Annotated in this window: 22 protein-coding genes and 4 tRNA genes; 5 read left to right on the top strand and 21 right to left on the bottom strand. The window is 59.5% G+C overall.

Annotation, left to right across the window (positions count from 1 at the left end; genetic code table 11):
• The first annotated feature begins 46 nt into the window (after window positions 1-46).
• Window positions 47-1,345: an NAD(P)/FAD-dependent oxidoreductase gene (locus HBO09_RS24840; RefSeq protein ID WP_169998583.1), complete on the top strand. Its 1,299-nt coding sequence runs from the start codon at window positions 47-49 to the stop codon at window positions 1,343-1,345.
• A 124-nt stretch (window positions 1,346-1,469) separates the two neighbouring features.
• On the opposite strand, the gene HBO09_RS24835 is transcribed toward HBO09_RS24840, so the two are convergent.
• The 7 genes from HBO09_RS24835 to rluD all read right to left on the bottom strand — a co-directional run bounded on the left by HBO09_RS24835 (window position 1,470) and on the right by rluD (window position 6,593).
• Window positions 1,470-1,546: transfer RNA gene (locus HBO09_RS24835), tRNA-Pro, on the bottom strand.
• A gap of 96 nt (window positions 1,547-1,642) precedes the next feature.
• Window positions 1,643-1,718, bottom strand: a tRNA-Lys gene (locus tag HBO09_RS24830).
• A gap of 5 nt (window positions 1,719-1,723) precedes the next feature.
• A tRNA-Pro gene (locus HBO09_RS24825) sits at window positions 1,724-1,800 on the bottom strand.
• 9 nt (window positions 1,801-1,809) lie between these two features.
• Window positions 1,810-1,885: transfer RNA gene (locus tag HBO09_RS24820), tRNA-Asn, on the bottom strand.
• A gap of 304 nt (window positions 1,886-2,189) precedes the next feature.
• Window positions 2,190-4,754 carry an ATP-dependent chaperone ClpB gene (gene clpB, locus HBO09_RS24815; protein WP_092230488.1) on the bottom strand — a complete coding sequence of 855 codons (2,565 nt, stop codon included), beginning with the start codon at window positions 4,752-4,754 and terminating at the stop codon, window positions 2,190-2,192.
• A 154-nt stretch (window positions 4,755-4,908) separates the two neighbouring features.
• Complete coding sequence (pgeF, locus tag HBO09_RS24810) at window positions 4,909-5,634, bottom strand: peptidoglycan editing factor PgeF (RefSeq protein WP_169998581.1); 726 nt, start codon at window positions 5,632-5,634, stop codon at window positions 4,909-4,911.
• A complete protein-coding gene (rluD, locus tag HBO09_RS24805; RefSeq protein WP_029292014.1) occupies window positions 5,631-6,593 on the bottom strand; it encodes a 23S rRNA pseudouridine(1911/1915/1917) synthase RluD in 963 nt (320 codons plus the stop codon). The genes pgeF and rluD overlap by 4 nt, the downstream gene beginning before the upstream one ends.
• A 149-nt stretch (window positions 6,594-6,742) precedes the next feature.
• On the opposite strand from rluD, the gene HBO09_RS24800 reads away from it, so the two are divergent.
• Together HBO09_RS24800 and HBO09_RS24795 are read left to right on the top strand one after the other, a co-directional pair.
• Window positions 6,743-7,768, top strand: a complete 1,026-nt coding sequence (locus HBO09_RS24800) for an outer membrane protein assembly factor BamD (RefSeq protein ID WP_169998579.1) — start codon at window positions 6,743-6,745, stop codon at window positions 7,766-7,768.
• Window positions 7,769-7,895: 127 nt separating this feature from the next.
• The gene (locus HBO09_RS24795; RefSeq protein ID WP_169998577.1) at window positions 7,896-8,129 is read left to right on the top strand and encodes a PP0621 family protein; all 234 of its coding nucleotides are present in this window, start codon (window positions 7,896-7,898) and stop codon (window positions 8,127-8,129) included.
• Window positions 8,130-8,236: 107 nt separating this feature from the next.
• Here HBO09_RS24795 and thiO read toward each other — a convergent pair whose 3' ends face one another.
• The 5 genes from thiO to pilV are packed head-to-tail and all read right to left on the bottom strand — an operon-like array spanning window position 8,237 to window position 11,466.
• Window positions 8,237-9,337: a glycine oxidase ThiO gene (gene thiO, locus HBO09_RS24790; RefSeq protein WP_169998575.1), complete on the bottom strand. Its 1,101-nt coding sequence runs from the start codon at window positions 9,335-9,337 to the stop codon at window positions 8,237-8,239.
• Between the two features lie 59 nt (window positions 9,338-9,396).
• Entirely contained in the window at window positions 9,397-9,795 is a 399-nt protein-coding gene (locus tag HBO09_RS24785) for a type IV pilin protein (protein ID WP_169998572.1), read from the bottom strand.
• 12 nt (window positions 9,796-9,807) lie between these two features.
• Window positions 9,808-10,299 carry a PilX N-terminal domain-containing pilus assembly protein gene (locus HBO09_RS24780; RefSeq protein ID WP_169998570.1) on the bottom strand — a complete coding sequence of 164 codons (492 nt, stop codon included), beginning with the start codon at window positions 10,297-10,299 and terminating at the stop codon, window positions 9,808-9,810.
• Window positions 10,300-10,333: 34 nt separating this feature from the next.
• Complete coding sequence (locus HBO09_RS24775; RefSeq protein ID WP_169998568.1) at window positions 10,334-11,041, bottom strand: pilus assembly protein PilW; 708 nt, start codon at window positions 11,039-11,041, stop codon at window positions 10,334-10,336.
• Window positions 11,038-11,466 (bottom strand): type IV pilus modification protein PilV, encoded by a 429-nt coding sequence (gene pilV, locus HBO09_RS24770; RefSeq protein WP_262381330.1) that lies wholly within the window; start codon window positions 11,464-11,466, stop codon window positions 11,038-11,040. The genes HBO09_RS24775 and pilV overlap by 4 nt, the downstream gene beginning before the upstream one ends.
• Before the next feature lie 260 nt (window positions 11,467-11,726).
• Between pilV and HBO09_RS24765 the strand changes: the two genes are divergently transcribed.
• A complete protein-coding gene (locus tag HBO09_RS24765) occupies window positions 11,727-12,308 on the top strand; it encodes a GspH/FimT family pseudopilin (RefSeq protein ID WP_169998566.1) in 582 nt (193 codons plus the stop codon).
• On the opposite strand, the gene ispH is transcribed toward HBO09_RS24765, so the two are convergent.
• The 6 genes from ispH to murJ form a co-directional block, all read right to left on the bottom strand.
• On the bottom strand, window positions 12,262-13,209 hold the full coding sequence (gene ispH, locus HBO09_RS24760) for a 4-hydroxy-3-methylbut-2-enyl diphosphate reductase (protein WP_032861885.1): 948 nt from the start codon (window positions 13,207-13,209) through the stop codon (window positions 12,262-12,264). The genes HBO09_RS24765 and ispH overlap by 47 nt on opposite strands.
• 139 nt (window positions 13,210-13,348) lie before the next feature.
• A complete protein-coding gene (fkpB, locus tag HBO09_RS24755; protein WP_169851210.1) occupies window positions 13,349-13,786 on the bottom strand; it encodes an FKBP-type peptidyl-prolyl cis-trans isomerase in 438 nt (145 codons plus the stop codon).
• Between the two features lie 7 nt (window positions 13,787-13,793).
• The gene (gene lspA, locus HBO09_RS24750) at window positions 13,794-14,303 is read right to left on the bottom strand and encodes a signal peptidase II (protein ID WP_169998564.1); all 510 of its coding nucleotides are present in this window, start codon (window positions 14,301-14,303) and stop codon (window positions 13,794-13,796) included.
• Entirely contained in the window at window positions 14,296-17,127 is a 2,832-nt protein-coding gene (gene ileS / locus HBO09_RS24745) for an isoleucine--tRNA ligase (RefSeq protein WP_169998562.1), read from the bottom strand. The genes lspA and ileS overlap by 8 nt, the downstream gene beginning before the upstream one ends.
• Window positions 17,128-17,140: 13 nt before the next feature.
• Entirely contained in the window at window positions 17,141-18,079 is a 939-nt protein-coding gene (gene ribF, locus HBO09_RS24740) for a bifunctional riboflavin kinase/FAD synthetase (protein WP_169998560.1), read from the bottom strand.
• Window positions 18,080-18,197: 118 nt separating this feature from the next.
• The gene (gene murJ / locus HBO09_RS24735; protein WP_169998558.1) at window positions 18,198-19,736 is read right to left on the bottom strand and encodes a murein biosynthesis integral membrane protein MurJ; all 1,539 of its coding nucleotides are present in this window, start codon (window positions 19,734-19,736) and stop codon (window positions 18,198-18,200) included.
• A gap of 253 nt (window positions 19,737-19,989) precedes the next feature.
• On the opposite strand from murJ, the gene rpsT reads away from it, so the two are divergent.
• Window positions 19,990-20,268: a 30S ribosomal protein S20 gene (gene rpsT / locus HBO09_RS24730; RefSeq protein WP_003215870.1), complete on the top strand. Its 279-nt coding sequence runs from the start codon at window positions 19,990-19,992 to the stop codon at window positions 20,266-20,268.
• A gap of 191 nt (window positions 20,269-20,459) precedes the next feature.
• Here rpsT and HBO09_RS24725 read toward each other — a convergent pair whose 3' ends face one another.
• From HBO09_RS24725 to cgtA, 3 genes are all read right to left on the bottom strand, one after another.
• Window positions 20,460-20,924 (bottom strand): CreA family protein, encoded by a 465-nt coding sequence (locus HBO09_RS24725; RefSeq protein ID WP_169998556.1) that lies wholly within the window; start codon window positions 20,922-20,924, stop codon window positions 20,460-20,462.
• Window positions 20,925-20,937: 13 nt separating this feature from the next.
• The gene (gene proB / locus HBO09_RS24720) at window positions 20,938-22,056 is read right to left on the bottom strand and encodes a glutamate 5-kinase (RefSeq protein WP_057441105.1); all 1,119 of its coding nucleotides are present in this window, start codon (window positions 22,054-22,056) and stop codon (window positions 20,938-20,940) included.
• A gap of 123 nt (window positions 22,057-22,179) precedes the next feature.
• The gene (gene cgtA, locus HBO09_RS24715; RefSeq protein ID WP_154906582.1) at window positions 22,180-23,403 is read right to left on the bottom strand and encodes an Obg family GTPase CgtA; all 1,224 of its coding nucleotides are present in this window, start codon (window positions 23,401-23,403) and stop codon (window positions 22,180-22,182) included.
• Window positions 23,404-23,494: the final 91 nt, after the last annotated feature.

Here is a 23,494-nt window from a genome sequence, read left to right as displayed (position 1 = left end):
GCTCGGGTAACTGCACCGATTTCTTTTAGCCTTGCGAGATATCCCCATGACCCATCGTATTATTATCGTCGGCGGCGGCGCCGGCGGCCTGGAGTTGGCTACCCGCCTGGGTAAGACTCTGGGCAAGCGCGGCACCGCCAGCATCACCCTGGTGGACACCAACCTTACCCATATCTGGAAACCCCTGCTGCACGAAGTTGCCGCCGGCTCGCTGAACTCCTCTGAAGACGAACTCAATTACGTTGCCCAGGCAAAATGGAACCACTTCGAGTTCCAACTGGGGCGCATGAGCGGGCTCGATCGTGAACAGAAAAAAATCCAGCTGGCCGCGACCCTTGATGAAGAAGGCCGGGAACTGGTGCCTGCCCGCGTGTTGAGCTATGACACCCTGGTGATTGCTGTCGGCAGCACCACCAACGACTTCGGTACCGAAGGCGCGGCACAACACTGTCTGTTTCTTGATACCCGCAAACAAGCGGAACGCTTCCACCAACAATTGCTCAACCACTACCTGCGCGCCCATGCCGGGCAAACTGACGTGGTGGAAAAAATCAGTGTGGCAATCGTTGGCGCTGGCGCTACCGGCGTCGAGTTGGCTGCAGAGTTGCACAACGCTGCCCATGAACTGGCGGCCTATGGCCTGGACCGGATCAAGCCAGAAAACATGTCCATCACCCTGATCGAAGCCGGACCACGGGTATTGCCGGCCCTGCCAGAGCGGATCAGCGGACCTGTGCATAAAACCCTGGAAAAACTCGGGGTGACCGTCATGACCAACTCGGCAGTGAGTGAAGTCACCGCCGACAGCCTGATTACCAGCAGTGGCCAGGTGATTCCCGCCAGCCTCAAGGTATGGGCCGCAGGGATTCGCGCGCCGGGCTTCCTCAAGGACATTGACGGCCTGGAGACCAACCGCATTAACCAACTGCAAGTGCTGCCTACGCTGCAGACCACCCGTGACGAGAATATCTTCGCCTTTGGCGACTGTGCGGCCTGCCCGCAGCCGGGGACCGACCGCAACGTTCCACCACGGGCGCAAGCGGCCCATCAGCAGGCGTCGTTGCTGGCCAAATCGCTGAAATTGCGTATCGAAGGCAAAGCACTGCCCAGCTACAAGTACACCGACTACGGCTCACTGATCTCGCTGTCGCGCTTTTCGGCTGTGGGTAACTTGATGGGCAATCTGACCGGCAGCGTGATGCTCGAAGGCTGGCTGGCGCGGATGTTCTATGTGTCGCTGTACCGCATGCACCAGATGGCGTTGTATGGGTTCTTCCGCACGATGATGTTGATGTTGGGCAGCAAGATTGGGCGGGGCACCGAGCCGCGGCTCAAACTTCACTAACAACACGGCCCCGGACGGGGCAGGTCAATGTGAGAGGGAGCTCGCTCCCTCTCACTGATCTGCGCGGTTGTTAAATTCCACGCAAAAAAAATCCCCGTATCTTTCGATACGAGGATTTTTAATATGGTCGGGGTAAGGGGATTCGAACTCCTGACATCCTGCTCCCAAAGCAGGCGCGCTACCGGACTGCGCTATACCCCGGTAAAAAAAAGGCGACCTTTTCAAGTCGCCTTCTTCGATCAGTGCTTTTGGCCTCTGATCTTAAGATTCGATTCCAGCGTTAACTGGTCTCAAAAATGGTGGGTCGTGTGGGATTCGAACCTACGACCAATTGGTTAAAAGCCAACTGCTCTACCAACTGAGCTAACGACCCAAAAATGGTCGGGGTAAGGGGATTCGAACTCCTGACATCCTGCTCCCAAAGCAGGCGCGCTACCGGACTGCGCTATACCCCGGTTTGAAATTGGCTCCGTGACCAGGACTCGAACCTGGGACCCAATGATTAACAGTCATTTGCTCTACCGACTGAGCTATCACGGAACTACATATTTCAAATGTACAACTTTTACTGCGGTGTATCCTTCTCTTCGACGCTGTCTGTATCGCTACGTTAGCGTGTCTGAGGCGCGCTATTCTACAATCTTAAAAACCCCTGTCAACCCTTTAAATTGCTTTTAAGACAATGATTTGCGCTTCTTTCTGATTTCTCCTTGGGGAGAAGAAACCCTTGGGCTGACGTTGCTGCGGGGCGCACTTTACAAGCCTTTGCCTTACAGTTCAACGCCCTATCGAAAAAAAAGGCCCCGCAATGCGGGGCCTCTGCTTATAACCACCCAATCGGCGCTTAGTGGAAGACGATTTCGTCGTTTTCCACGGTGGCCTTGACGCTGGTCCCCGGCATAAAGCTGCCCGAGAGGATCAGTTGGGCCAGCGGGTTCTCGATCCAGCGCTGGATCGCACGTTTTAATGGCCGCGCGCCATAGACCGGGTCGTAACCTACAGCGATCAACTTGTCCAAGGCCTCGCTGCTCAGTTCCAGCATCAGCTCGCGCTCTGCCAGACGGCTGCGCAGGCGACCCAACTGGATCTCGGTAATGCCCGCGATCTGATCCCGCGCCAAAGGCTCGAAGATCACCACTTCATCGACCCGGTTGATAAATTCCGGGCGGAAGTGACTGGTCAGTGCATCCATTACCGCAGCACGCTGACCTTCACGATCCCCGACCATTTCCTGGATCTGTACCGAGCCCAGGTTGGAGGTCATCACGATCACCGTATTACGGAAGTCCACGGTACGCCCGTGGCTGTCCGTCAACCGGCCATCTTCCAGCACTTGCAGCAACACGTTGAACACATCCGGATGGGCCTTCTCGACCTCATCCAGCAGAATCACCGAGTAAGGCTTACGCCGTACCGCTTCGGTCAGGTAGCCGCCCTCCTCGTAGCCCACATAGCCTGGTGGCGCCCCGATCAAGCGAGCCACGGAATGTTTCTCCATGAACTCGGACATATCAATGCGCACCATCGCCTCTTCAGTATCAAAGAGGAACTCGGCCAAGGCCTTGCATAGCTCAGTCTTACCCACACCGGTCGGGCCGAGGAACATGAACGAGCCGCTTGGGCGATTCGGGTCGGACAAACCGGCCCGGGAACGCCGTACCGCATTGGACACCGCTACCACGGCCTCTTCCTGGCCAATCACGCGTTGGTGCAACAGGCTTTCCATACGCAACAGTTTGTCACGCTCGCCTTCCAGCATCTTCGATACGGGAATGCCGGTCCATTTGGAAACCACCTCGGCAATCTCTTCCTCGGTCACCTTGCTGCGCAACAACTGGTTTTCGCTGTGGCCATGCTGGTCGACCATTTGCAGGCTGCGCTCCAGGTCCGGGATCACCCCGTACTGCAACTCGGCCATGCGGTTCAGATCGCCTTTACGGCGTGCAGCCTCCAGTTCCTGGCGCGACTGCTCGATCTTTTGCTGGATTTGTGCGGATCCCTGTACTTCAGCTTTTTCCGAGGTCCAGATTTCTTCCAGGTCCGAATACTCACGTTCCAGGCGGACGATTTCTTCCTGGAGTTTTTCCAGGCGTTTCTTCGCTGCGTCATCGTCCTCTTTCTTCAGCGCCTGGGATTCGACTTTCAGTTGAATCAGGCGCCGCTCCAGGCGGTCCAGCACTTCAGGCTTGGAGTCGATCTCCATGCGAATGCGGCTGGCCGCTTCGTCGATCAGGTCGATAGCCTTGTCCGGCAACTGGCGATCAGTGATATAGCGATGGCTCAATTTGGCCGCCGCGATGATCGCGCCGTCGGTGATCGCCACGCGGTGGTGGACTTCATAGCGCTCTTTGAGGCCACGCAGGATCGCGATGGTGTCTTCTTCGCTCGGCTCTTCCACCAGGACTTTCTGGAAACGACGCTCAAGGGCTGCGTCCTTTTCAATGTACTGGCGGTATTCGTTGAGCGTAGTTGCACCCACGCAATGCAACTCACCCCGGGCCAGTGCTGGCTTGAGCATGTTGCCTGCGTCCATCGAGCCTTCGCCTTTACCGGCGCCGACCATGGTGTGCAGTTCGTCGATAAACAGAATGATCTGCCCTTCCTGCTTCGACAGCTCGTTAAGCAGGGATTTGAGGCGCTCTTCGAACTCGCCACGGAACTTGGCACCGGCGATCAACGCCCCCATGTCCAGGGACAGCAAGCGCTTGCCCTTGAGGCCGTCCGGCACTTCACCATTAATGATGCGCTGGGCCAGGCCTTCAGCGATGGCGGTTTTACCCACCCCAGGCTCACCGATCAGCACCGGGTTGTTCTTGGTGCGACGCTGCAGGACCTGGATGGTGCGACGAATTTCGTCATCACGACCAATTACCGGATCCAGCTTGCCGTCTTCGGCGCGCTTGGTCAGGTCGACGGTGTATTTGTCCAGGGCCTGGCGCGACTCCTCATGGTTGGGGTCGTTCACCGCCTCGCCGCCGCGCAGGTTGTTGATGGCATTTTCCAGGGCCTTTTTGCTCACGCCCTGGCCCAGCAACAATTTGCCTAGCTTGCTGTTGTCATCCATGGCGGCGAGCAGCACCAGTTCGCTGGAGATGAACTGGTCACCCTTCTGCTGGGCCAGGCGATCTGCCTGGTTGAGCAGGCGCGCCAAATCCTGGGACATATTCACGTCGCCCGTCGGATTCTGGATTTTCGGCAGTTGGTCGAGCTCTTTGCTCAACTCCTTGCGCAGGCTGTTGACGTCAAAGCCCACCTGCATCAACAGGGGTTTGATCGAACCACCCTGCTGTTCAAGGAGTGCCTGCATCAAGTGCGCAGGCTCGATGGCCGGATGGTCGAGGCCAACCGCCAGGGATTGGGAATCCGATAACGCCAATTGTAATTTGCTGGTTAAACGATCAATACGCATTAGTCACCTTCCTTTTGAGCAGGCCGGAGCTATGTGCGAGCGAGGCTGCTCGCGATTAACGCATCCTGAATGAAGAAACCTGCCAGATACCCTTATAGATGGGGTGGATTCTGGAGGATTCAAGCTGGCAATGCTTGATATGGATCAGGAGAGTCTAGCGTTCTAGCCAGATCAGGGAGGCAAATCGACCGGTGCGCGGGCTGCGCCGGTAAGAAAAGAAGCGTGGGTCGGTCACGGTACACAAACCGCCACCGTAAACGGCGGTAATACCGCGCGCAGCCAGGCGCAGACGCGCCAACTGATAGATGTCGGCCAGGAACTTGCCGGGATTATGGCTGGGAACGAACGCCTGCGCGGTCTGTGGATGTTGCTGCACGAAGGCTTCACGCACTTCCGGGCCCACTTCAAAGGCCTTCGGGCCAATCGCCGGGCCTAACCAGACCAGTACGTCGGCAGGCGCAGCGTCCAGGCTTTCGGCGGCAGCTTCCAGCACTCCCGCGGCCAGTCCACGCCAACCGGCATGGGCCGCAGCAACCCGGGTCCCGGCTTTGTTGCAAAACAAGGCCGGTAGGCAATCAGCGGTCATCGCCGTGCAGGCAATGCCCGGCGTATCGGTCCAACTGCCGTCTGCCTCGGCAATCTGCCCTGGGTCGGCCTCGACCACGACCACACCATGAACCTGACGCAGCCATGCTGGCTGGATATCGAACGCGGCAGTGAGGCGACGGCGATTCTCAAGCACAGCCTCAGGGCTGTCCTCGACATGATCGCCAAGATTGAGGCTGTCGAACGGCGCCAGGCTGACGCCGCCCGCACGGGTGGTGACGCAGGCTTTCACCCTGGCCGGCGCAGGCCAGTCAGGAATCAGCCAGTCATTCATCCGACAAAGGCCTCGCGGTCTTGCTTGAGTAGCGACAGCAACCAGACAAAATCGTCGGGCAGTGGCGATTCCCAGCTCATCCGCTCACCGCTCGTCGGATGATCCAGCTCCAGGAAGCGTGCATGCAACGCCTGGCGCGGGAACGACTTCAGCGATTCAACCATGGTCACACTGGCGGCCGGCGGAATACGGAAACGACCACCGTAGGCCGGATCGCCGACCAACGGGAAGTTGATATGCGCCATATGCACCCGGATCTGGTGGGTACGACCGGTTTCCAGCTTGACCCGCACATGGGTGTGGGAACGGAAACGCTCCAGCACGCGGTAGTGGCTGACGGCCTGCTTGCCACCCTCCATCACCGCCATGCGCTGGCGCTGCTGGCCGTGACGACCGATAGGCGCATTGATCTTGCCACCGGCCACGACCACACCAATCACGATGCACTCATAGATGCGACTGACGCTGCGGCTTTGCAATTGTGTGACCAACTGCGTCTGCGCCTGGATGGTCTTGGCCACCACCATCAGACCGGTGGTGTCCTTGTCCAGGCGGTGGACGATGCCGCAGCGCGGGACATTGATGATGTCCGGCACGTGGTGCAACAAGGCATTGAGCAAGGTGCCATCAGCGTGCCCAGCGGCCGGGTGAACCACCAGGCCTGCGGGTTTGTTGATCACCAGGATGTCGTCGTCTTCATAGACGATATCCAGCTCGATGTCCTGGGCGATCCATTCTCCCTGGGCTTCCTGCTCGGCAGTCAGCTCAAGAACCGAACCGCCATGAACTATGTCTCGCGGGCGGATAACCGCTCCATCCACAGTCAGGCGGCCGTCTTTGATCCAGGCGGAAAGGCGCGAGCGCGAGTGCTCAGCGAATAGTTGTGCGGCGACTTGATCGAGGCGTTGGCCGCCCAATTCGGACGGCACCTCTGCGCGAAGTTCAATTTTATCGGACATGCTCAGACTAGGCGTGGCACAGCCTTTGGTTTCGGCTGCGCGCTTGTGGTTAAATACGGCGTCTTTTGCCCCGAGGCTTTCATCGGGGCGCTCATCATAACAGGACGGCCCCGCCCAAGACAGCGGCCGTCATAGGGACGCAAGCCGCCATGCAAGTGAAACACCTGCTGCTGATCGCCATCCTCGCCATGACTGCTGCTTGCTCGTCAACAAAGGACGTCGTCGACGAAAACCTCAGTGAAGTCGAGCTGTACCAGCAGGCTCAGGCCGACCTGGACAATAATAGCTACACAAGCGCCACGGCCAAGCTCAAGGCCTTGGAGTCGCGTTATCCGTTTGGCCGCTATGCCGACCAGGCCCAGCTCGAACTGATCTATGCGAACTACAAGAACGCCGAGCCGGAAGCTGCCAAGTCCGCTGCCGAGCGTTTTATCCGCCTGCACCCGCAGCACCCGAACGTGGACTACGCCTACTACCTCAAGGGCCTGACCTCGTTTGACCAGGACGTAGGCCTGCTGGCGCGCTTCCTGCCGCTGGACATGACCAAGCGTGACCCAGGTGCCGCGCGCGACTCCTATAACGAGTTCGCCCAGCTGACCAGCCGCTTCCCCAACAGCCGCTACGCGCCGGACGCCAAGCAGCGCATGATCTACCTGCGCAACCTGCTGGCCTCCTACGAAATCCACGTAGCCCACTACTACCTGACGCGCCAGGCTTATGTCGCTGCCGCCAACCGTGGCCGCTATGTGGTGGAAAACTTCCAGGAAACCCCTTCGGTGGGTGATGGCCTGGCAGTAATGACTGAAGCCTACATGCGCCTGCACCTCGACACCCTGGCAGACACCAGCTTGCAGACCCTGAAACTCAACTACCCGGACCACCCTAGCCTGAAAGACGGCCAGTTTGTCCCGCAGGTTGCCGAAGCGGATAACCGCTCGTGGCTGAGCAAGTACACCTTGGGCCTGATCGAGTCCCGTCCGCCATTGCCGCCGGGCGAAACCCGCGCCAACCAGGACATCCTCAAGCAGTACCAGGACGCCAAGGACGCCATTCCGTCCGAACTCAAGCCCCATGACGAGAACGGCGACGTGATCAAGGAACAAGCACCAGAAGCCCTGGGCAACAACCAGGATCGCTCGTGGTTCAGCTACATGACATTCGGTGTCTTTGACTGAAAATCAGTCTGGTAGCGCAAGAAGGAGCCCCTCGGGGCTCCTTTTTTCATGGCGCGACTTTATTACCCTGTGCGCCGCTAACATCCTTGGCTAAACTGCCGAATTCCCTGTCGAGAAACTGCCTGCCATGGTTCGTTTACTGTTCTGGATTGCCCTGATTGCTGCTGCGGTATGGTTCTGGCGCAAGCTCAAGCGCCCCGCTTCGACCCAGCAACAGTCCAACGAACAAGGCGCCGCGCCCATGGTTCGCTGTGCGCACTGCGGTGTGCACTTGCCCCAGGACCGGGCATTAAGCCAGCGCCAGGAGTGGTACTGCACTCAAGCGCACCTCGAGCAGGGACCGAAGTCAATCGAGCGCTGAAAATCCCGGAACTGTGGGAGCTGGCTTGCCAGCGATGGCGATCAGAAGATCACCCCACAAACATCTGCCGCCATCGCCGGCAGGCCAGTACCTACAGAGGGCCGCCTCTATATCCGACCAGCGGGCGCATAAGGGGCCGGATCAATGACCGGCTCATGCCCCAGCAGCAAGTCAGCAAACAACTGACAAGACGCAGGTGCCAATACCAGGCCGTTGCGGTAATGCCCGCAGTTCAGCCACAACCCTTCAAACCCTGGCACCTTGCCGATATAAGGGATGCCCTCGGGTGAACCAGGCCGCAACCCGGCCCAATGGCCCACCACTTCGGCATCCGCCAGCGCCGGAATCAACTCCACTGCCGAGGCTTTCAGGCTTTCCAGGGCCGGTTCGGTCGGTGTCTTGTCGAAGCCTTCATGTTCCAGCGTACTGCCAACCAGGATGTGCCCATCCCGGCGAGGAATCGCATAGCGCCCTTTCGCCAGGACCATGCTCGAAAGAAAGTCAGAGGCGCACTTGTACAGAATCATCTGCCCCTTGACCGGCTCCACCGGCAACGTCAGCCCCAGGCTACCCAGCAATTCACCACTCCAGGCACCGGCCGCGAGCACGATCTGGTCTCCACGCACCTCTCCCTGAGCCGTATTGACTCCGACGATGCCGCCGCCCTCCTGAATAAAGCCCTGTACTGCGCAATGCTCGTGCAGGGTCACGCCAGGCAACGCCAATAACGCAGCCTTGAGGGATTTGACCAGGCGTGGATTACGCACATTGGCCACGTCCGCCATATAAATGGCCTGTGAAAAACCCGGCCCCAGCACTGGAACCGCATCACGGGCGGCCGACACGTCCACCTTGCTCAGTGGCCGGCCTTCCCGCACGGCCCAGGCCAGGGCATCGGCCTCGTCGTCGAGGTCCAGCCAATACAGGCCCGTGGTATGAACCTCGGGATCCACACCAGTGGCGGCAAACAGGCGCTGGGCCAATTGCGGGTAAAAATCCTGGGACCAATGGGCCAGCGCCGTGACGGCTGGGCTGTAGCGCCATGGGTATAACGGCGAAACAATCCCGCCACCGGCCCAGGAAGACTCTTGCCCGACCGCTGAACGGTCCAGCACGACTACTGCCTGCCCCTGCGTTGCCAGGTTGAACGCCGTCAACAGCCCGATAACACCACCACCGACAACTACGACTTGCTGTTGCTTGGTCATTGTTCGATCCAGCCCATAAAAAGAAAGGAGTGCCCCAGGCACCCCATCGCCCACCAGCCTCATCGCCCCCAGCACTCCTGACGAGTGGTACCGGGCACCGCGCCGGGATTAGCCCGTGCGCCAGTACTGGTCAAACTGAACTCACCACAGGTATCACCCAGCATCGTCCCCGCAAAAGGCGTCGCGGTCAGGGTGAAATCCTGCGGGTTCAGTATCACCGTGATTCTATAGCGATCATTGCCGGTACTGACGCCGCTGGCATCAATAAAAGTGCCATTTCTCACGTAATAGCGTTCCAGATGCTGGGCTTGCTCCGTGAGCAGACCGACGATTTCTGTGCGGTAGGCCTTTTTCACATGGGCGGTGTATCCCGGATAAATCACCGCGGCCAATGTGGCAATGATCGCCAGTGCAATCAGTAGCTCTATCAAGGTGAATCCTTTGCAGTTGTCGCTCATCGTGATGCTCACCTACTGAAGTTGTCGCCATAGAATTCGTCGGAATCGCCCATCGGCATCCGGCTCGACTCGCGCATAGACGCTCTCCAGGACGGTGCGCGACTGACCGCTGATCCCCACTGCCGTGACCCGATACAAAGTCGCCGGGGTATCGGGCGGCAAATGTGCCAATCCGATACCGGGCCCCAGATTTTGAATGCCGTAGACGCCCCCCTTCAGGCCGACCCAGGCGATAGCCGAGACAGGATCAACGCCCGGATGACTGATGGCATACGCCTCTTTTGGCGGAGCACAGGTCACTTGCGACTGACAGGTCGGCAAACCAAACCCATGCGCCTGCACAGCCGACTCACCGCGCCTGAGCCCGCCTTCGGCAGCTTGAAACGATAGGTTGCGATGCCTGATGCTGCCGGCGAGTTGCTCCTGCGACGTTGCACCCTGCATCGATGAAAGCCCGAGAGCCGTCAACAGCAGCAGCAATACCAGGCTGATCAACAACACCATGCCGCGCTGCCTGGAGGCCGATATCCCGCGCCCGCTATTCAAGGCGATTACGCACGGCTGCGACGGCGCTGTAGACCTGGTCCCGCACGCGACCTGCCGGATCGCGCAGCGTCAACACCACACGCACACTGCGGATCAGCGATTCGTCGCTGGGGCGGCTGTCATACCGGGTCACGACACTAGACCCAGGCCGGCTGGCCATCCCGAAACTCAATTCGAACGCCCCCACGTTATCCACCAGCACCGCCTTGGCCGGTGTTGCCGGGGTGCTGAGCTTCAGTTGCCCCGACTCAAAGGTGTAGGTCAGCTTGCGCACGGGAAAAGCGATCTGCCCGGGCCCTGGCTTGGGTGGTACCCCCGAATAGCTCTGAGCGCTGTCGATACAATTGCTGAGCACCGTCCAGTCAGGTCGACTGCCCTGGTCACCGACATCGCCGGTGACCAGGGTCAGGCTGGTTGAGGCACCATTGACCACTACACCGACCGGCCTGGAAAAGTCAGCAGGCGCCTGAGCAATCAAAGGTAGGGACAGGCAGCCGAACATCCCCGCCAGACGAATCTCCTGAACCATCTTGCCCAGGACAAATCGCCCATCATCCTGCAATAGCGCCGAGGCGTGCTGGCTGGCAGCGGTGCTGCGAGCGGCCAGCGTTACCTGGACGGCCGCCAGGATCACGATCAACCCCAGGGTTGCCGCCAGCAATGCCTCGACCAGGCCAAAGCCCGAACTGGAACGCTTCATCGCGCAGGCCTCGGATCAACGGCGACCCGACTGGTCAGGGTGAATGTTTCACGGGTGTTGCCAGCATTGGCTGCGCGCGAATCATCCCAACTGATACTAATGGTGACCTCACGCTGGTTGACCGCAATCGAACCTTTGGCGGTATCGCCAGCCAAGTGGCTGATGTTGGCCACGAAGTCGTGCAAATCCAGGTCGCGAACACTCGCGGACAAGGTGTTGGAGGGCGAAGTATCGCCACTTCCCCAGACGTAATCAGCACCCGCGTTGGCACGGATCCGGTCGAGCATGTCATAGGCGATGAAACTCGCCTGGCTGATCATTCTGGAACTGTCGGTGTACTTGAGTGCATTCAACTGGATCAGCCCGGCCCCCAGCAGGCCAACGCCGAGAATCAGCAGCGAGACCAATACTTCGATCAGGCTCATGCCGACCTCCCGGCCTGCGGGAACGGGAACACAAGACGTTGTCGGGCAAGCTCGCATAGCCATCGTCATCCTTGTCGAGGGTCATAAAAACGGCCCAGATGGCCGTGCGTTGCCAAAGACTAGCGCCGCTCGCGCAGCCGCGCTGCCCCTCGGAATATAGGGAAATACTTTGGACAGGAAGGCCATCACTGCGCAGGCGTGGGCCGCCGCTATAACTATTCCTGCCACAGACGAATGAACTGTCCACGGAGGGACGATGTATGAAACAACGCGGCTTCACATTGATCGAACTGCTGCTCGGCTTGATCGTCAGCGGCATCCTGGCGCAATTGGCGGTGCCTGGTTTCAAGAGCCTGCTGGACTCACAAACGCGACTGAGCGCGGCACAGGCACTGGCCTCCGGCCTGCGCTACGCCCGTACCCAAGCCATTGCGCGCAATCGGACGGTGGTCATCCATGCGCTGGATGACGACTGGAGCCGAGGCTGGAGGGTGGTGGTGGACATGAATGGGCGCGGCCATCTGGACGACGACAACCCGGTACTGCTGGAGCGCCAGGACAATGGGCGGATCCCCATCGTGGGCAATACCCCGGTGCGCACGCAAATTCGCTTCAGCGGGTTGGGCGAACCCCTGCTGTCTGCGGGAGGGTTTCGCGCTGGCACCGTGCATGTGTGCTCAACGGACCAGCCGCTGAGCCTGCATCAGGTAGTGCTGGCACCCACCGGCCGGATCAGCCTGCGCAGCGACAAAGCCGAGCAGGCGTTGTGCCGGGGGTACACCAGCGAGCTGGGACTCAGAGCAGCGAACGAACCCGCAGCTCCTTGGGCATGGAAAAAGTAATGTTTTCTTCACGCCCTGCCAGCTCGTCCGCGCCTGTCGCGCCCCACGCCTGCAACTGCTGGATTACGCCACGCACCAAAACTTCCGGCGCCGAAGCGCCCGCCGTGATACCGATGCGCTCGACACCGTCGAACCAACTGCGCTGCAGGTCTTCGGCGCCATCAATCAGGTATGCCGGGGTGGCCATGCGTTCGGCCAGTTCACGCAGACGATTGGAGTTGGAGCTGTTGGGGCTACCCACTACCAGTACCACGTCACACTCATCGGCCAGTTGCTTGACCGCATCCTGGCGGTTTTGCGTGGCGTAGCAGATATCGTCCTTGCGTGGCCCACCGATGGCGGGAAAACGAGTACGCAGGGCATCGATGACGCGGCTGGTGTCATCCATCGACAACGTGGTCTGGGTCACGAATGCCAACTTCTCAGGGTTATGCACTTGCAACTCGGCGACGTCTTTTTCGTCCTCCACCAGGTAGATCGCGCCGCCATTGCTGGCGTCGTACTGACCCATGGTGCCTTCGACTTCCGGGTGACCGGCATGGCCGATCAGAATGCACTCACGGCCGTCGCGGCTGTAGCGCGCCACTTCGATATGCACCTTGGTTACCAGCGGGCAGGTCGCATCGAAGACTTTCAGGCCACGGCCTGCCGCTTCGGTACGCACGGCCTGGGAAACGCCGTGGGCGCTGAAAATGACGATAACGTCATCCGGCACCTGATCCAGTTCCTCGACAAAAATCGCACCGCGAGCACGCAGATCTTCGACCACGAACTTGTTGTGGACTACTTCATGACGCACGTAGATCGGCGGCCCGAAGACTTCCAGGGCGCGATTGACGATTTCGATCGCCCGGTCCACGCCGGCGCAGAAGCCACGGGGGTTGGCGAGTTTGATTTGCATGCTGTGCCTCGTGTCTTGCCATGTAGGAGCGAGCTTGCTCGCGAAAATTTCACAGATACTGCGATCATTCAGGATGTCAGCATTATCGTTGAAGATCTTCGCGAGTAAGCTCGCTCCTACAGTAGGCCGGAATCGTCAGTTAGAGCGCTTTAACGTCGATGATTTCAACATCAAAGGTCAAGGTCTTGCCGGCCAACGGGTGGTTGAAGTCGATGGTCACCTGAGTGTCATCAAAGGTTTTCACCACGCCGGGCAGTTCAGTATTCGCCGCATCGTTGAAGATCACCAGCAAGCCTTCCGACAGTTCCATATCCTGGAACTGCGAACGCGGGATGATCTGTACGTTTTGCGGGTTGGGCTGGCCAAAGGCGTTTTCCGGCGGAATCTGCAAGTTGCGCTTGTCGCCTGCCTTGAAGCCGAACAAGGCGGCTTCAAAACCCGGCAGCAGGTTGCCGTCGCCGACCTTGAAGGTCGCCGGGGCCTTGTCGAACGTGCTGTCGACCGTGTCGCCATTCTCCAGGCGCAATGCAAAATGCAAGGTGACTTCCGTGTTCTGGCCAATGCGTTGCTCGGCCAATACTTGTTCAGTCATTTACGGCTTCTCCGGGTTTGTTGCCCTTGAACATATCCAGCGCCAGCATGACAGCGCCAACGCAGATGGCGCTGTCGGCAAAATTGAACGCCGGGAAATAATGGCGGTTCTGCCAGTGCACCAGAATGAAGTCGATCACATGGCCAAGGGCAATGCGGTCGTACAGATTGCCCAGCGCCCCGCCCAGCACCAGTGCCAAGGCGATAGCCAGCCAGGTGTCGTTGCGACCCAGGCGCTTGAGCCAGACCACCAGCACCGCACTGACCACCACGGCGATCAGGGCAAACAGCCAACGCTGCCAGCCACCGCCGTCAGCCAGAAAGCTGAATGCGGCGCCAGTGTTGTAGGCCAAGGTCCAGCTGAAGTAGTCAGGAATCACCACGATCTGCTGGAACATTTCCAGGGTGCCCTCGAAGTGAGCCTTGCTGACCTGGTCGATGACCAGGACCAGCAAGCTCAATGCGAGCCAACCCAGACGTCCGAAACGGCTGGATTTAGGCATAGTGGCGAACCTCGCCAGCACCGCTGATGTTGTCGACGCAACGACCGCAGATTTCCGGATGCTCAGGGTTCACACCGACGTCTTCACGGCAGTGCCAGCAGCGGGCGCACTTGGCGAAGGCCGACTTGACCACCTTGAGCTTGAGGCCCGGTACTTCGGTCGCGACCGCATCAGCCGGGGCCTGGGCGAATGGCGCCAAGCTGGCTGTCGAGGTAATCAGCACGAAGCGCAGTTCGTTGCTCAACTTGCCCAGGTCGGCGGTCAGGCCCTCCTCGGCAAACAGCGTGACTTCAGCTTGCAGGTTGCCACCGACGGCCTTGGCCGCACGCTGGACTTCCAGTTCCTTGTTCACCGCAACCTTGACGGCCATCACGCCTTCCCAGTACTCGCGGCCCAGTTCGAAGTCGGCCGGCAATTCGGTCAGGCCTTCGTACCAAGTGTTGAGCATCACGGACTCGTTACGTTCGCCCGGCAGGTACTCCCACAGTTCGTCGGCGGTGAAGGCCAGGATCGGTGCAATCCAGCGCACCAGCGCTTCAGAGATGTGATACAGCGCGGTTTGCGCCGAGCGGCGCGCCTTGCTGTTGGCGCCGGTGGTGTACTGGCGGTCCTTGATGATGTCGAGGTAGAAGCCACCCAACTCCTGCACGCAGAAGTTGTGGATCTTCGAATAGACGTTCCAGAAACGGTATTCGCCGTAGTGTTCCTGCAACTCGCGCTGCAGCAACAGGGTACGGTCCACGGCCCAACGGTCCAGAGCGAGCATTTCCTCAGCCGGCAGGATGTCGGTGGCCGGGTTGAAACCGGTCAGGTTCGACAGCATGAAGCGTGCGGTATTGCGGATACGGCGGTAGGCATCGGCACTGCGTTGCAGGATCTGCTCCGAAACGGCCATCTCGCCCGAGTAGTCGGTGGAAGCCACCCACAGGCGCATGATGTCGGCACCGAGGGTGTCATTGACCTTCTGCGGCGCAATTACGTTGCCCAGGGACTTGGACATCTTGCGGCCGTTCTCGTCGACGGTGAAACCGTGGGTCAGCAGTTCGCGGTACGGCGCGTGATCGTCGATGGCACAGCCGGTCAGCAGGGACGAGTGGAACCAGCCACGGTGTTGATCCGAGCCTTCCAGGTACAGGTCGGCACGCGGGCCGGTCTCGTGACCCATCGGGTGCGAACTGCGCAGCACGTGCCAGTGGGTGGTGCCGGAGTCGAACCACACATCGAGGGTGTCGCTGATCTTGTCGTACAGCGGCGCTTCATCGCCCAGCAGCTCAGCAGCGTCCAGCTTGAACCAGGCTTCGATGCCTTCCTGCTCCACGCGCTGGGCCACCACTTCCATCAGTTCGACGGTGCGCGGGTGCAGTTCGCCGCTTTCCTTGTTCAGGAAGAACGGGATCGGTACGCCCCAGTTGCGCTGGCGGGAGATGCACCAGTCCGGACGATTGGCGATCATCGAGTGCAGACGTGCCTGGCCCCAGGCCGGGACGAACTTGGTGTCTTCGATGGCTTTGATCGCACGCTTGCGCAGGGTTTCGCCGGCGACAGGCTCTTTGTCCATGCCGATGAACCACTGCGCGGTGGCGCGATAGATCAACGGGGTCTTGTGGCGCCAGCAGTGCATGTAGCTGTGCTTGATTGTTTCGGTGTGCAGCAGCGCACCGACTTCCGACAGTTTGTCGATGATCGGCTGGTTGGCCTTGAAGATGAACTGGCCGCCGAAGAACTCCAGCGAAGGCACGTATACGCCATTGCTTTGCACCGGATTGAGGATGTCATCGTTGACCATGCCATAGGCTTTGCAGGTCACGAAGTCGTCCACGCCGTAGGCCGGCGCGGAGTGGACCACACCGGTACCCGAACCCAACTCGACGTAGTCAGCCAGGTACACCGGCGACAGGCGGTCGTAGAACGGGTGGCGGAAGTTGATCAGTTCCAGCGCGGAGCCGGTAGTGGTGGCGATTACCGAACCTTGCAGCTCGTAACGGGCCAGGCAAGCCTCGACCATTTCCTCGGCCAGCACCAGCAAGCGGTCACCGACGTCCACCAGGGCGTAGGTGAATTCCGGGTGCACGTTCAGCGCTTGGTTGGCCGGGATGGTCCACGGCGTGGTAGTCCAGATCACGATGGCGGCTGGTTTGGCCAGGCTCGCCAAGCCAAAGGCTTCGGCCAGCTTGGCATCGTCGGCAATCGGGAACGCGACGTCGATGGTCGAGGACTTCTTGTCTTCGTACTCGACTTCCGCTTCGGCCAGGGCCGAGCCGCAGTCAAAGCACCAGTTCACCGGCTTGAGGCCCTTGAACACGAAGCCGCCCTTGACGATCTCGGCCAAGGCACGGATTTCCCCGGCCTCGTTCTTGAAGTTCATGGTCTTGTACGGGTTGGCCCAGTCGCCCAATACACCCAGGCGGATGAATTCGGACTTCTGCCCTTCGATCTGCTCGGTGGCGTAGGCACGGCACAGCTCGCGGGTCTTGTCGGCGCCCAGGTTCTTGCCGTGGGTCACTTCGACCTTGTGTTCGATCGGCAGGCCGTGGCAGTCCCAACCCGGGACATAAGGCGCGTCGAAGCCCGCAAGGGTTTTCGAGCGAATGATCATGTCCTTGAGAATTTTGTTCAGCGCATGACCGATGTGAATCGTGCCATTGGCATAAGGAGGGCCGTCGTGCAGGACGAACTTCGGACGATCCTTGCCAATCTCGCGCAACTTTCCGTACAGGCCAATACTGTCCCAGCGCTGCAGGATCTGCGGTTCGCGCTGTGGCAGGCCGGCCTTCATTGGGAAGGCGGTGTCCGGAAGGTTTAGCGTGGCTTTATAGTCGGTCATTTAAGGCTCTTCATTAGCGATGGGCGCTAGGTGCGGCTAGTGCACGGGCGGCGGCGACATCCGCATTGATCGCCGTTTTCAGCGCCTCCAAGGAGGCGAATCGCTGCTCTTCACGCAGCTTTTGGTGGAAAACCACCGTCAAACGCCGGTCATACAAATCCCCGGCAAAATCCAAAAGGTGAACTTCCAGGTGGGCCTTGCCATCACCTGCAACCGTTGGCCTGACGCCTATATTGGCGACTCCGGGCCACGGTTGGCCGTCGATATCGACACTCACCAGATACACCCCGGTCAGTGGCACGCGACGGCGCTTGAGTTGCACGTTGGCGGTTGGCGTGCCCAGTTGGCGCGCCAGCTTCTGGCCGTGCAGGACCCGCCCGGCAATCCGGAACGGGCGACCGAGCAAACGCTCGGCCAAGGCGAAGTCGGCCGCCGCCAGGGCATTTCGCACCTGGGTGCTGCTCACGCGCAGGCCGTCCAGTTCGACGGTTTGCGCGGCTTCGACAGTAAAACCCTGGGTTACGCCGGCCTGTTGCAGGAAATCGAAATCCCCTACGCGGTCGCAACCGAAGCGGAAGTCGTCACCGACCTCCAAATGCTGCACACCCAGGCCATCGACGAGGATGCGGTCAACAAACTCGGTGGCGCTGAGGCTGCGCAAACGCTGGTTGAACGCCAGGCACAGGACCCGGTCCACGCCTTCTTCGGCCAGCAGTTGCAGTTTGTCCCGCAAGCGGGCCAAACGGGCCGGGGCCGTCTCGGGGGTGAAGAATTCACGGGGCTGCGGCTCGAAAATCACCACGCAGCTGGGCACGCCCAACTCGACTGCGCGCTCGCGCAGCCGCGCCAGGATAGCCTGGTGGCCACGGTGAACACCGTCAAAGTTGCCAATAGTGGCGACGCACCCCCGATGCTCGGGGTGCAGGTTGTGGAGACCTCGAACCAGCTGCATAACGCGCTTCTTGCTCATAAAGTGGTCGATTATAACCACACCCAGCCCCGGACGACAGGCAACAGCACAGGCCAAATGATTCGAATCGACAAAACAGCCGGCTTATTGTTGATTGCGATCAATTCAGCGCCTTGCGATTGAAATCCCGCAGGCGGAAGCCCAGCAGCAATAACATGCCAAAGTAGGCGATCACCCCGGCCACGACCAACAGGCCCAGGCGCAGGAATCGCTCGAGCATCTGTCCTTCGTCCCACGCCGGCATCCAGTGCATCAGCCCCAGCAATACCGCCGACATCACCGCCACCGCCAGCAGCAACTTGAGCGCAAACACACCCCAGCCTGGCTGCGGCTGGTACATTTTTTGTTTACGCAGTTGATAAAACAGCAGGCCGGCGTTGATGCAGGCACCGGCACTGATGGCCAAAGCCAGGCCCGCGTGAGCCAACGGCCCGATGAATATCAGGTTGAACAACTGAGTGACCACCAGGGTGAAAATCGCAATTTTCACTGGGGTACGAATGTTTTGCTGGGCATAAAAGCCCGGCGCCAGGACCTTGATCACGATAATCCCCAGCAACCCCACCGAATAAGCGACCAGCGCGCGCTGAGTCATCAAGGCGTCGAAGGCGCTGAACTGACCGTACTGGAACAGCGAGACGGTCAGCGGCTCGGCCAGGATCCCCAGGGCCAGGGAGCATGGCAGCACCAGCACGAAGCACAGGCGCAGACCCCAGTCGAGAATGCGCGAGTATTCATGACGGTCCTTGCTGGCATAGGTACGCGCCAGGGTCGGCAGCAAAATGGTGCCCAGCGCCACGCCCAGCACACCGGAGGGCAACTCCATCAAACGGTCGGCGTAATACATCCACGACACTGAGCCTGAGACCAGCAGCGAAGCAAACGCGGTATTAATGATCAGGGAGATCTGACTGACCGAAACCCCGAGAATCGCCGGCAGCATGTTCTTCATGACCCGCCAGACGCCCGTATCCTTGAGATTCAAGCGCGGCAATACGAGCATGCCGATCTTTTTTAGGTGCGGCAGCTGATACAAAAGCTGCGCCAGACCACCAGCCAGCACCGCCCAGCCGAGCGCCATGACCGGCGGATCGAAGTACGGCGTAAGGAACAGGGCAAAGATGATCATGCTGACGTTTAGCAGGGTTGGCACAAATGCCGGCACCGAGAAACGGTTCCAGGTATTGAGGATCGCGCCTGCCAGGGACGACAGAGAGATCAGCAATATATAAGGAAAGGTCACCCGCAACAGGTCGCTGGTGAGGGCGAATTTTTCCGGTGTGTTGGCAAAACCAGGGGCCGTGGCCCAGATAATCCAGGGTGCGGCGAGCATCCCGGCAATGGTCACCAGCATCAGCACCAGGGTCAACAGGCCCGAGACATAGGCGATGAATGTGCGAGTGGCCTCTTCGCCTTGCTGGGTTTTGTACTCAGCCAAAATCGGCACAAAGGCCTGGGAAAACGCGCCCTCAGCGAAGATCCGCCGCAGCAGGTTGGGCAGCTTGAACGCGATAAAGAAGGCATCCGTGGCCATGCTCGCGCCAAAAATACGTGCAATGAGGGTGTCACGCACAAACCCCAGAACCCTGGAAATCATCGTGATAGAGCTGACGGCGGCCAACGACTTGAGCAGATTCATTGAAAGAGTTTTTGCCTATAGATAAAGAGCAGGCGTACAAAGCGCCCACTTATGCGATACTGCGCGCCTGCAACAGCACAGAGCCAAAGCTCGCGAGTTTACAGGTCAAGCGCCGGAAATAAATAACCCGCCTCTTCAGATCGACCACTCAGCAGTTCGCATCAGCCGCCCTTGACAAGACTTCAACTCATCGGCATGATTCGCGGCCTATTTTGTTTGCTATTTCCTAAAAAGTCTTTCGAGGAGCTCGACGGTGGCCAACACACCTTCCGCCAAAAAACGTGCAAAACAGGCTGAGAAGCGTCGCAGCCACAACGCCAGCCTGCGTTCCATGGTTCGTACCTACATCAAGAATGTAGTTAAGGCCATTGACGCAAAAGACGCTGAAAAAGCTCAAGCTGCTTACGTTCTGGCCGTGCCAGTTATCGACCGTATGGCCGATAAAGGCATCATCCACAAGAACAAAGCTGCTCGCCATAAAGGTCGTCTGAATGGCCACATCAAGGCTCTGAACCTTGCTGCTGCAGCCTAAGCGATAAGCTTGTTAAAAAACCGACCCTAGGGTCGGTTTTTTATTGCCTACGATTTATGCCACACCCCAAAACAAATGTGGGAGCTGGCTTGCCTGCGACGGGTACATAACATTCAACATGGATGTCGACTGTTAAACCACTATCGCAGGCAAGCCAGCCCCCACATAAAGCAACGCTGCATTGCCAGTGCTTATTGCGCACCAGGCCACGGCAGGATTGGAATCGCCGTCACCGCATTCTGCGGACTGCCTTCGATCAGGCGATCACTGTAGACCAGATACACCAGGGTATTGCGCTTCTTGTCGAGGAAACGCACCACTTGCATGGTCTTGAACACCAGCGACGTGCGCTCCTTGAACACCTCGTCACCATCTTTGAGCTCACCCTTGAAGCGAATCGGCCCCACCTGGCGGCAGGCGATCGAGGCCTCGGCGCGATCCTCAGCCAGCCCCAGGCCGCCCTTCACCCCGCCCGTCTTGGCCCGAGACAGGTAGCAGGTCACGCCATCCACCTTGGGATCATCAAAGGCCTCGACCACAATCCGATCGTTTGGCCCGACAAACTTGAACACCGTCGATACCTGGCCAATCTCTTCGGCCGAAGCCAGCAGCGGTATCGCCACCAACAACCCCAACAATCCCTTCATCACACGCATCGCAGCTTTTCCTTTAAACCAGGATCAGGTTATCGCGGTGAACCAACTCCGGCTCAGCCATGTAACCCAATAGACCGACAATCGACTCAGACGACTGCCCAATGATTTTCTGCGCCTCAAGGGCGCTATAGTTGGCCAGGCCACGGGCGATTTCACGACCGTCCGGCGCTACGCATACCACCATTTCACCACGACGGAAGCTACCCTGGACCAGCTTGACGCCTACCGGCAACAAGCTCTTGTTCCCCTGGGACAGCGCCGACACCGCGCCCGCATCCAGCACCAGGGTGCCACGGGTCTGCAGATGGCCGGCCAGCCACTGCTTGCGCGCCGCCAGCATGCCGCGCTCGGGCGACAGCAATGTGCCGATGCGCTCACCTGCCTTGAGGCGATCCAGCACGCGCTCCAGGCGCCCGCCAACGATGATGGTATGAGCACCGGAGCGGGCCGCCAGGCGCGCCGCGCGCAGCTTGGTCTGCATGCCGCCACGACCCAGGGCGCCACCGACACTGCCGGCCACGGCGTCGAGCGCCGGATCATCGGCCCGCGCTTCGTAAATCAGCTGGGCATCCGGATTGTTGCGCGGATCGGCGTCGAACATGCCATCGCGATCCGTGAGGATCACCAGCAGGTCGGCCTCCACCAGGTTGGCCACCAGGGCAGCCAGGGTGTCGTTGTCGCCAAAACGGATCTCGTCGGTCACCACGGTGTCATTCTCGTTGATCACCGGGATCACCTTGAGCTCGACCAGGGCACGCAAGGTGCTACGGGCATTGAGGTAACGCTTGCGGTCGGACAGATCGTCATGGGTCAACAGAATCTGCGCGGTATGACGCCCATGTTCGGCGAAGCTGGATTCCCAGGCCTGCACCAACCCCATCTGACCAATCGCAGCAGCAGCCTGCAATTCATGCATCGCGCTGGGTCGCGCGGTCCAGCCAAGGCGGCTCATCCCGGCAGCAACCGCCCCGGACGACACCAGCACCAACTCGACACCCGCTTCATGCAAGGCCACCATCTGTTCAACCCAGACGCTCATGGCCGCGCGATCCAGCCCCTTGCCATCTGCCGTCAGCAGCGCACTTCCGATCTTTACGACCCAGCGTTGCGCACCCGTCACTTTGCTCCGCATCATCTTCAACCTTAGATTGAGGGCCACGCGACCCAGCGCCGCCCATAACGTTATTCGTGACTACCGATTTCCAGATACTAAAACGCCGCTCGATTGAGCGGCGCTTAAGTTTATCGCAACAGATCAGTCACGCACGTAAATGATTTCTGGACCATCTTCATCATCCACATCTTCCTCGTCCCAATCATCGTCACCGATGTCATGGACCGACTTGACGCCACTGCGACGCAGGGCACGCTGGTCATCCAGCGCCTGCAACTGCGCGCGCGCCTCGTCTTCGATGCGCTGGTCAAGATCCGCCAGCTCGGCCTTGTAGACCGGATCAGCAGCCAGGCGATCAGCACGATCTTCCAGGTAGCGCATGATGTCACGAGTCAAACGCTCGGTGCCTTCTTTGGCAATGGCAGAGATCACGTACACCGGCCCTTCCCACTGCAGGCGATCAACGATTTCCTTGACCCGCTCTTCGTGCTCTTCCTCGAGGATCTGGTCGCACTTGTTCAGCACCAGCCAACGGTCACGCTCAGCCAGGGACGGACTGAACTTGGCCAGTTCGTTGACGATCACCTCTGCAGCGTCCGGGGCGCTGGTTTCATCCAGCGGCGCCATATCGACGAGGTGCAGCAACAGACGGGTACGGGACAAGTGCTTGAGGAAGCGAATCCCCAGGCCCGCGCCATCGGAGGCACCTTCGATCAGACCCGGAATGTCCGCAACCACGAAGCTCTTCCAACGATCGACACTGACCACGCCCAGGTTCGGCACCAGAGTGGTGAACGGATAATCCGCCACTTTAGGCTTGGCCGCAGACACCGAGCGAATGAAGGTACTTTTGCCGGCATTTGGCAGGCCTAGCAGGCCGACATCCGCCAACACCTTCATTTCCAGCTTCAGGTCACGCTGCTCGCCCGGCTTGCCTGGCGTAGTCTGGCGTGGCGCACGGTTGGTACTGGACTTGAATCGGGTGTTACCCAGACCGTGCCAGCCGCCCTGCACAACCATCAGCTTCTGGCCGGCCTTGGTCAGGTCACCAATCACTTCCTGGGTGGCAGAGTCGATGATCGTGGTGCCAACCGGCACACGCAGTACCAGGTCCTCACCTTTTTTGCCGGTGCAGTCAGTGCTACCGCCGTTGGAGCCACGCTCGGCATCGAAGTGCCGGGTGTAACGGTAGTCCACCAGGGTGTTGAGGTTTTCGTCGGCCATCATGTAGATGGAACCGCCGTCACCGCCGTCACCGCCGTTCGGGCCACCGTTTTCGATGAACTTTTCGCGACGGAAACTCATGCAACCGTTACCGCCGTCACCTGCTTTTACTCGGATGGAAACTTCATCAACGAACTTCATAACAAAACGCCTCTCGCCGCACGGACGAGCTTAAGAAACCAAGACATAAGACTCTTGCAAAAATGAGCGCAGCGACCTCAATCGACGACCG

The organism is Pseudomonas sp. WS 5027, assembly GCF_012985695.1.
Taxonomy (GTDB): Bacteria; Pseudomonadota; Gammaproteobacteria; order Pseudomonadales; family Pseudomonadaceae; genus Aquipseudomonas; species Aquipseudomonas hygromyciniae.
Note: the sequence above shows the minus strand (reverse complement) of the source record. Positions and strands in the feature narration are given on the sequence as shown.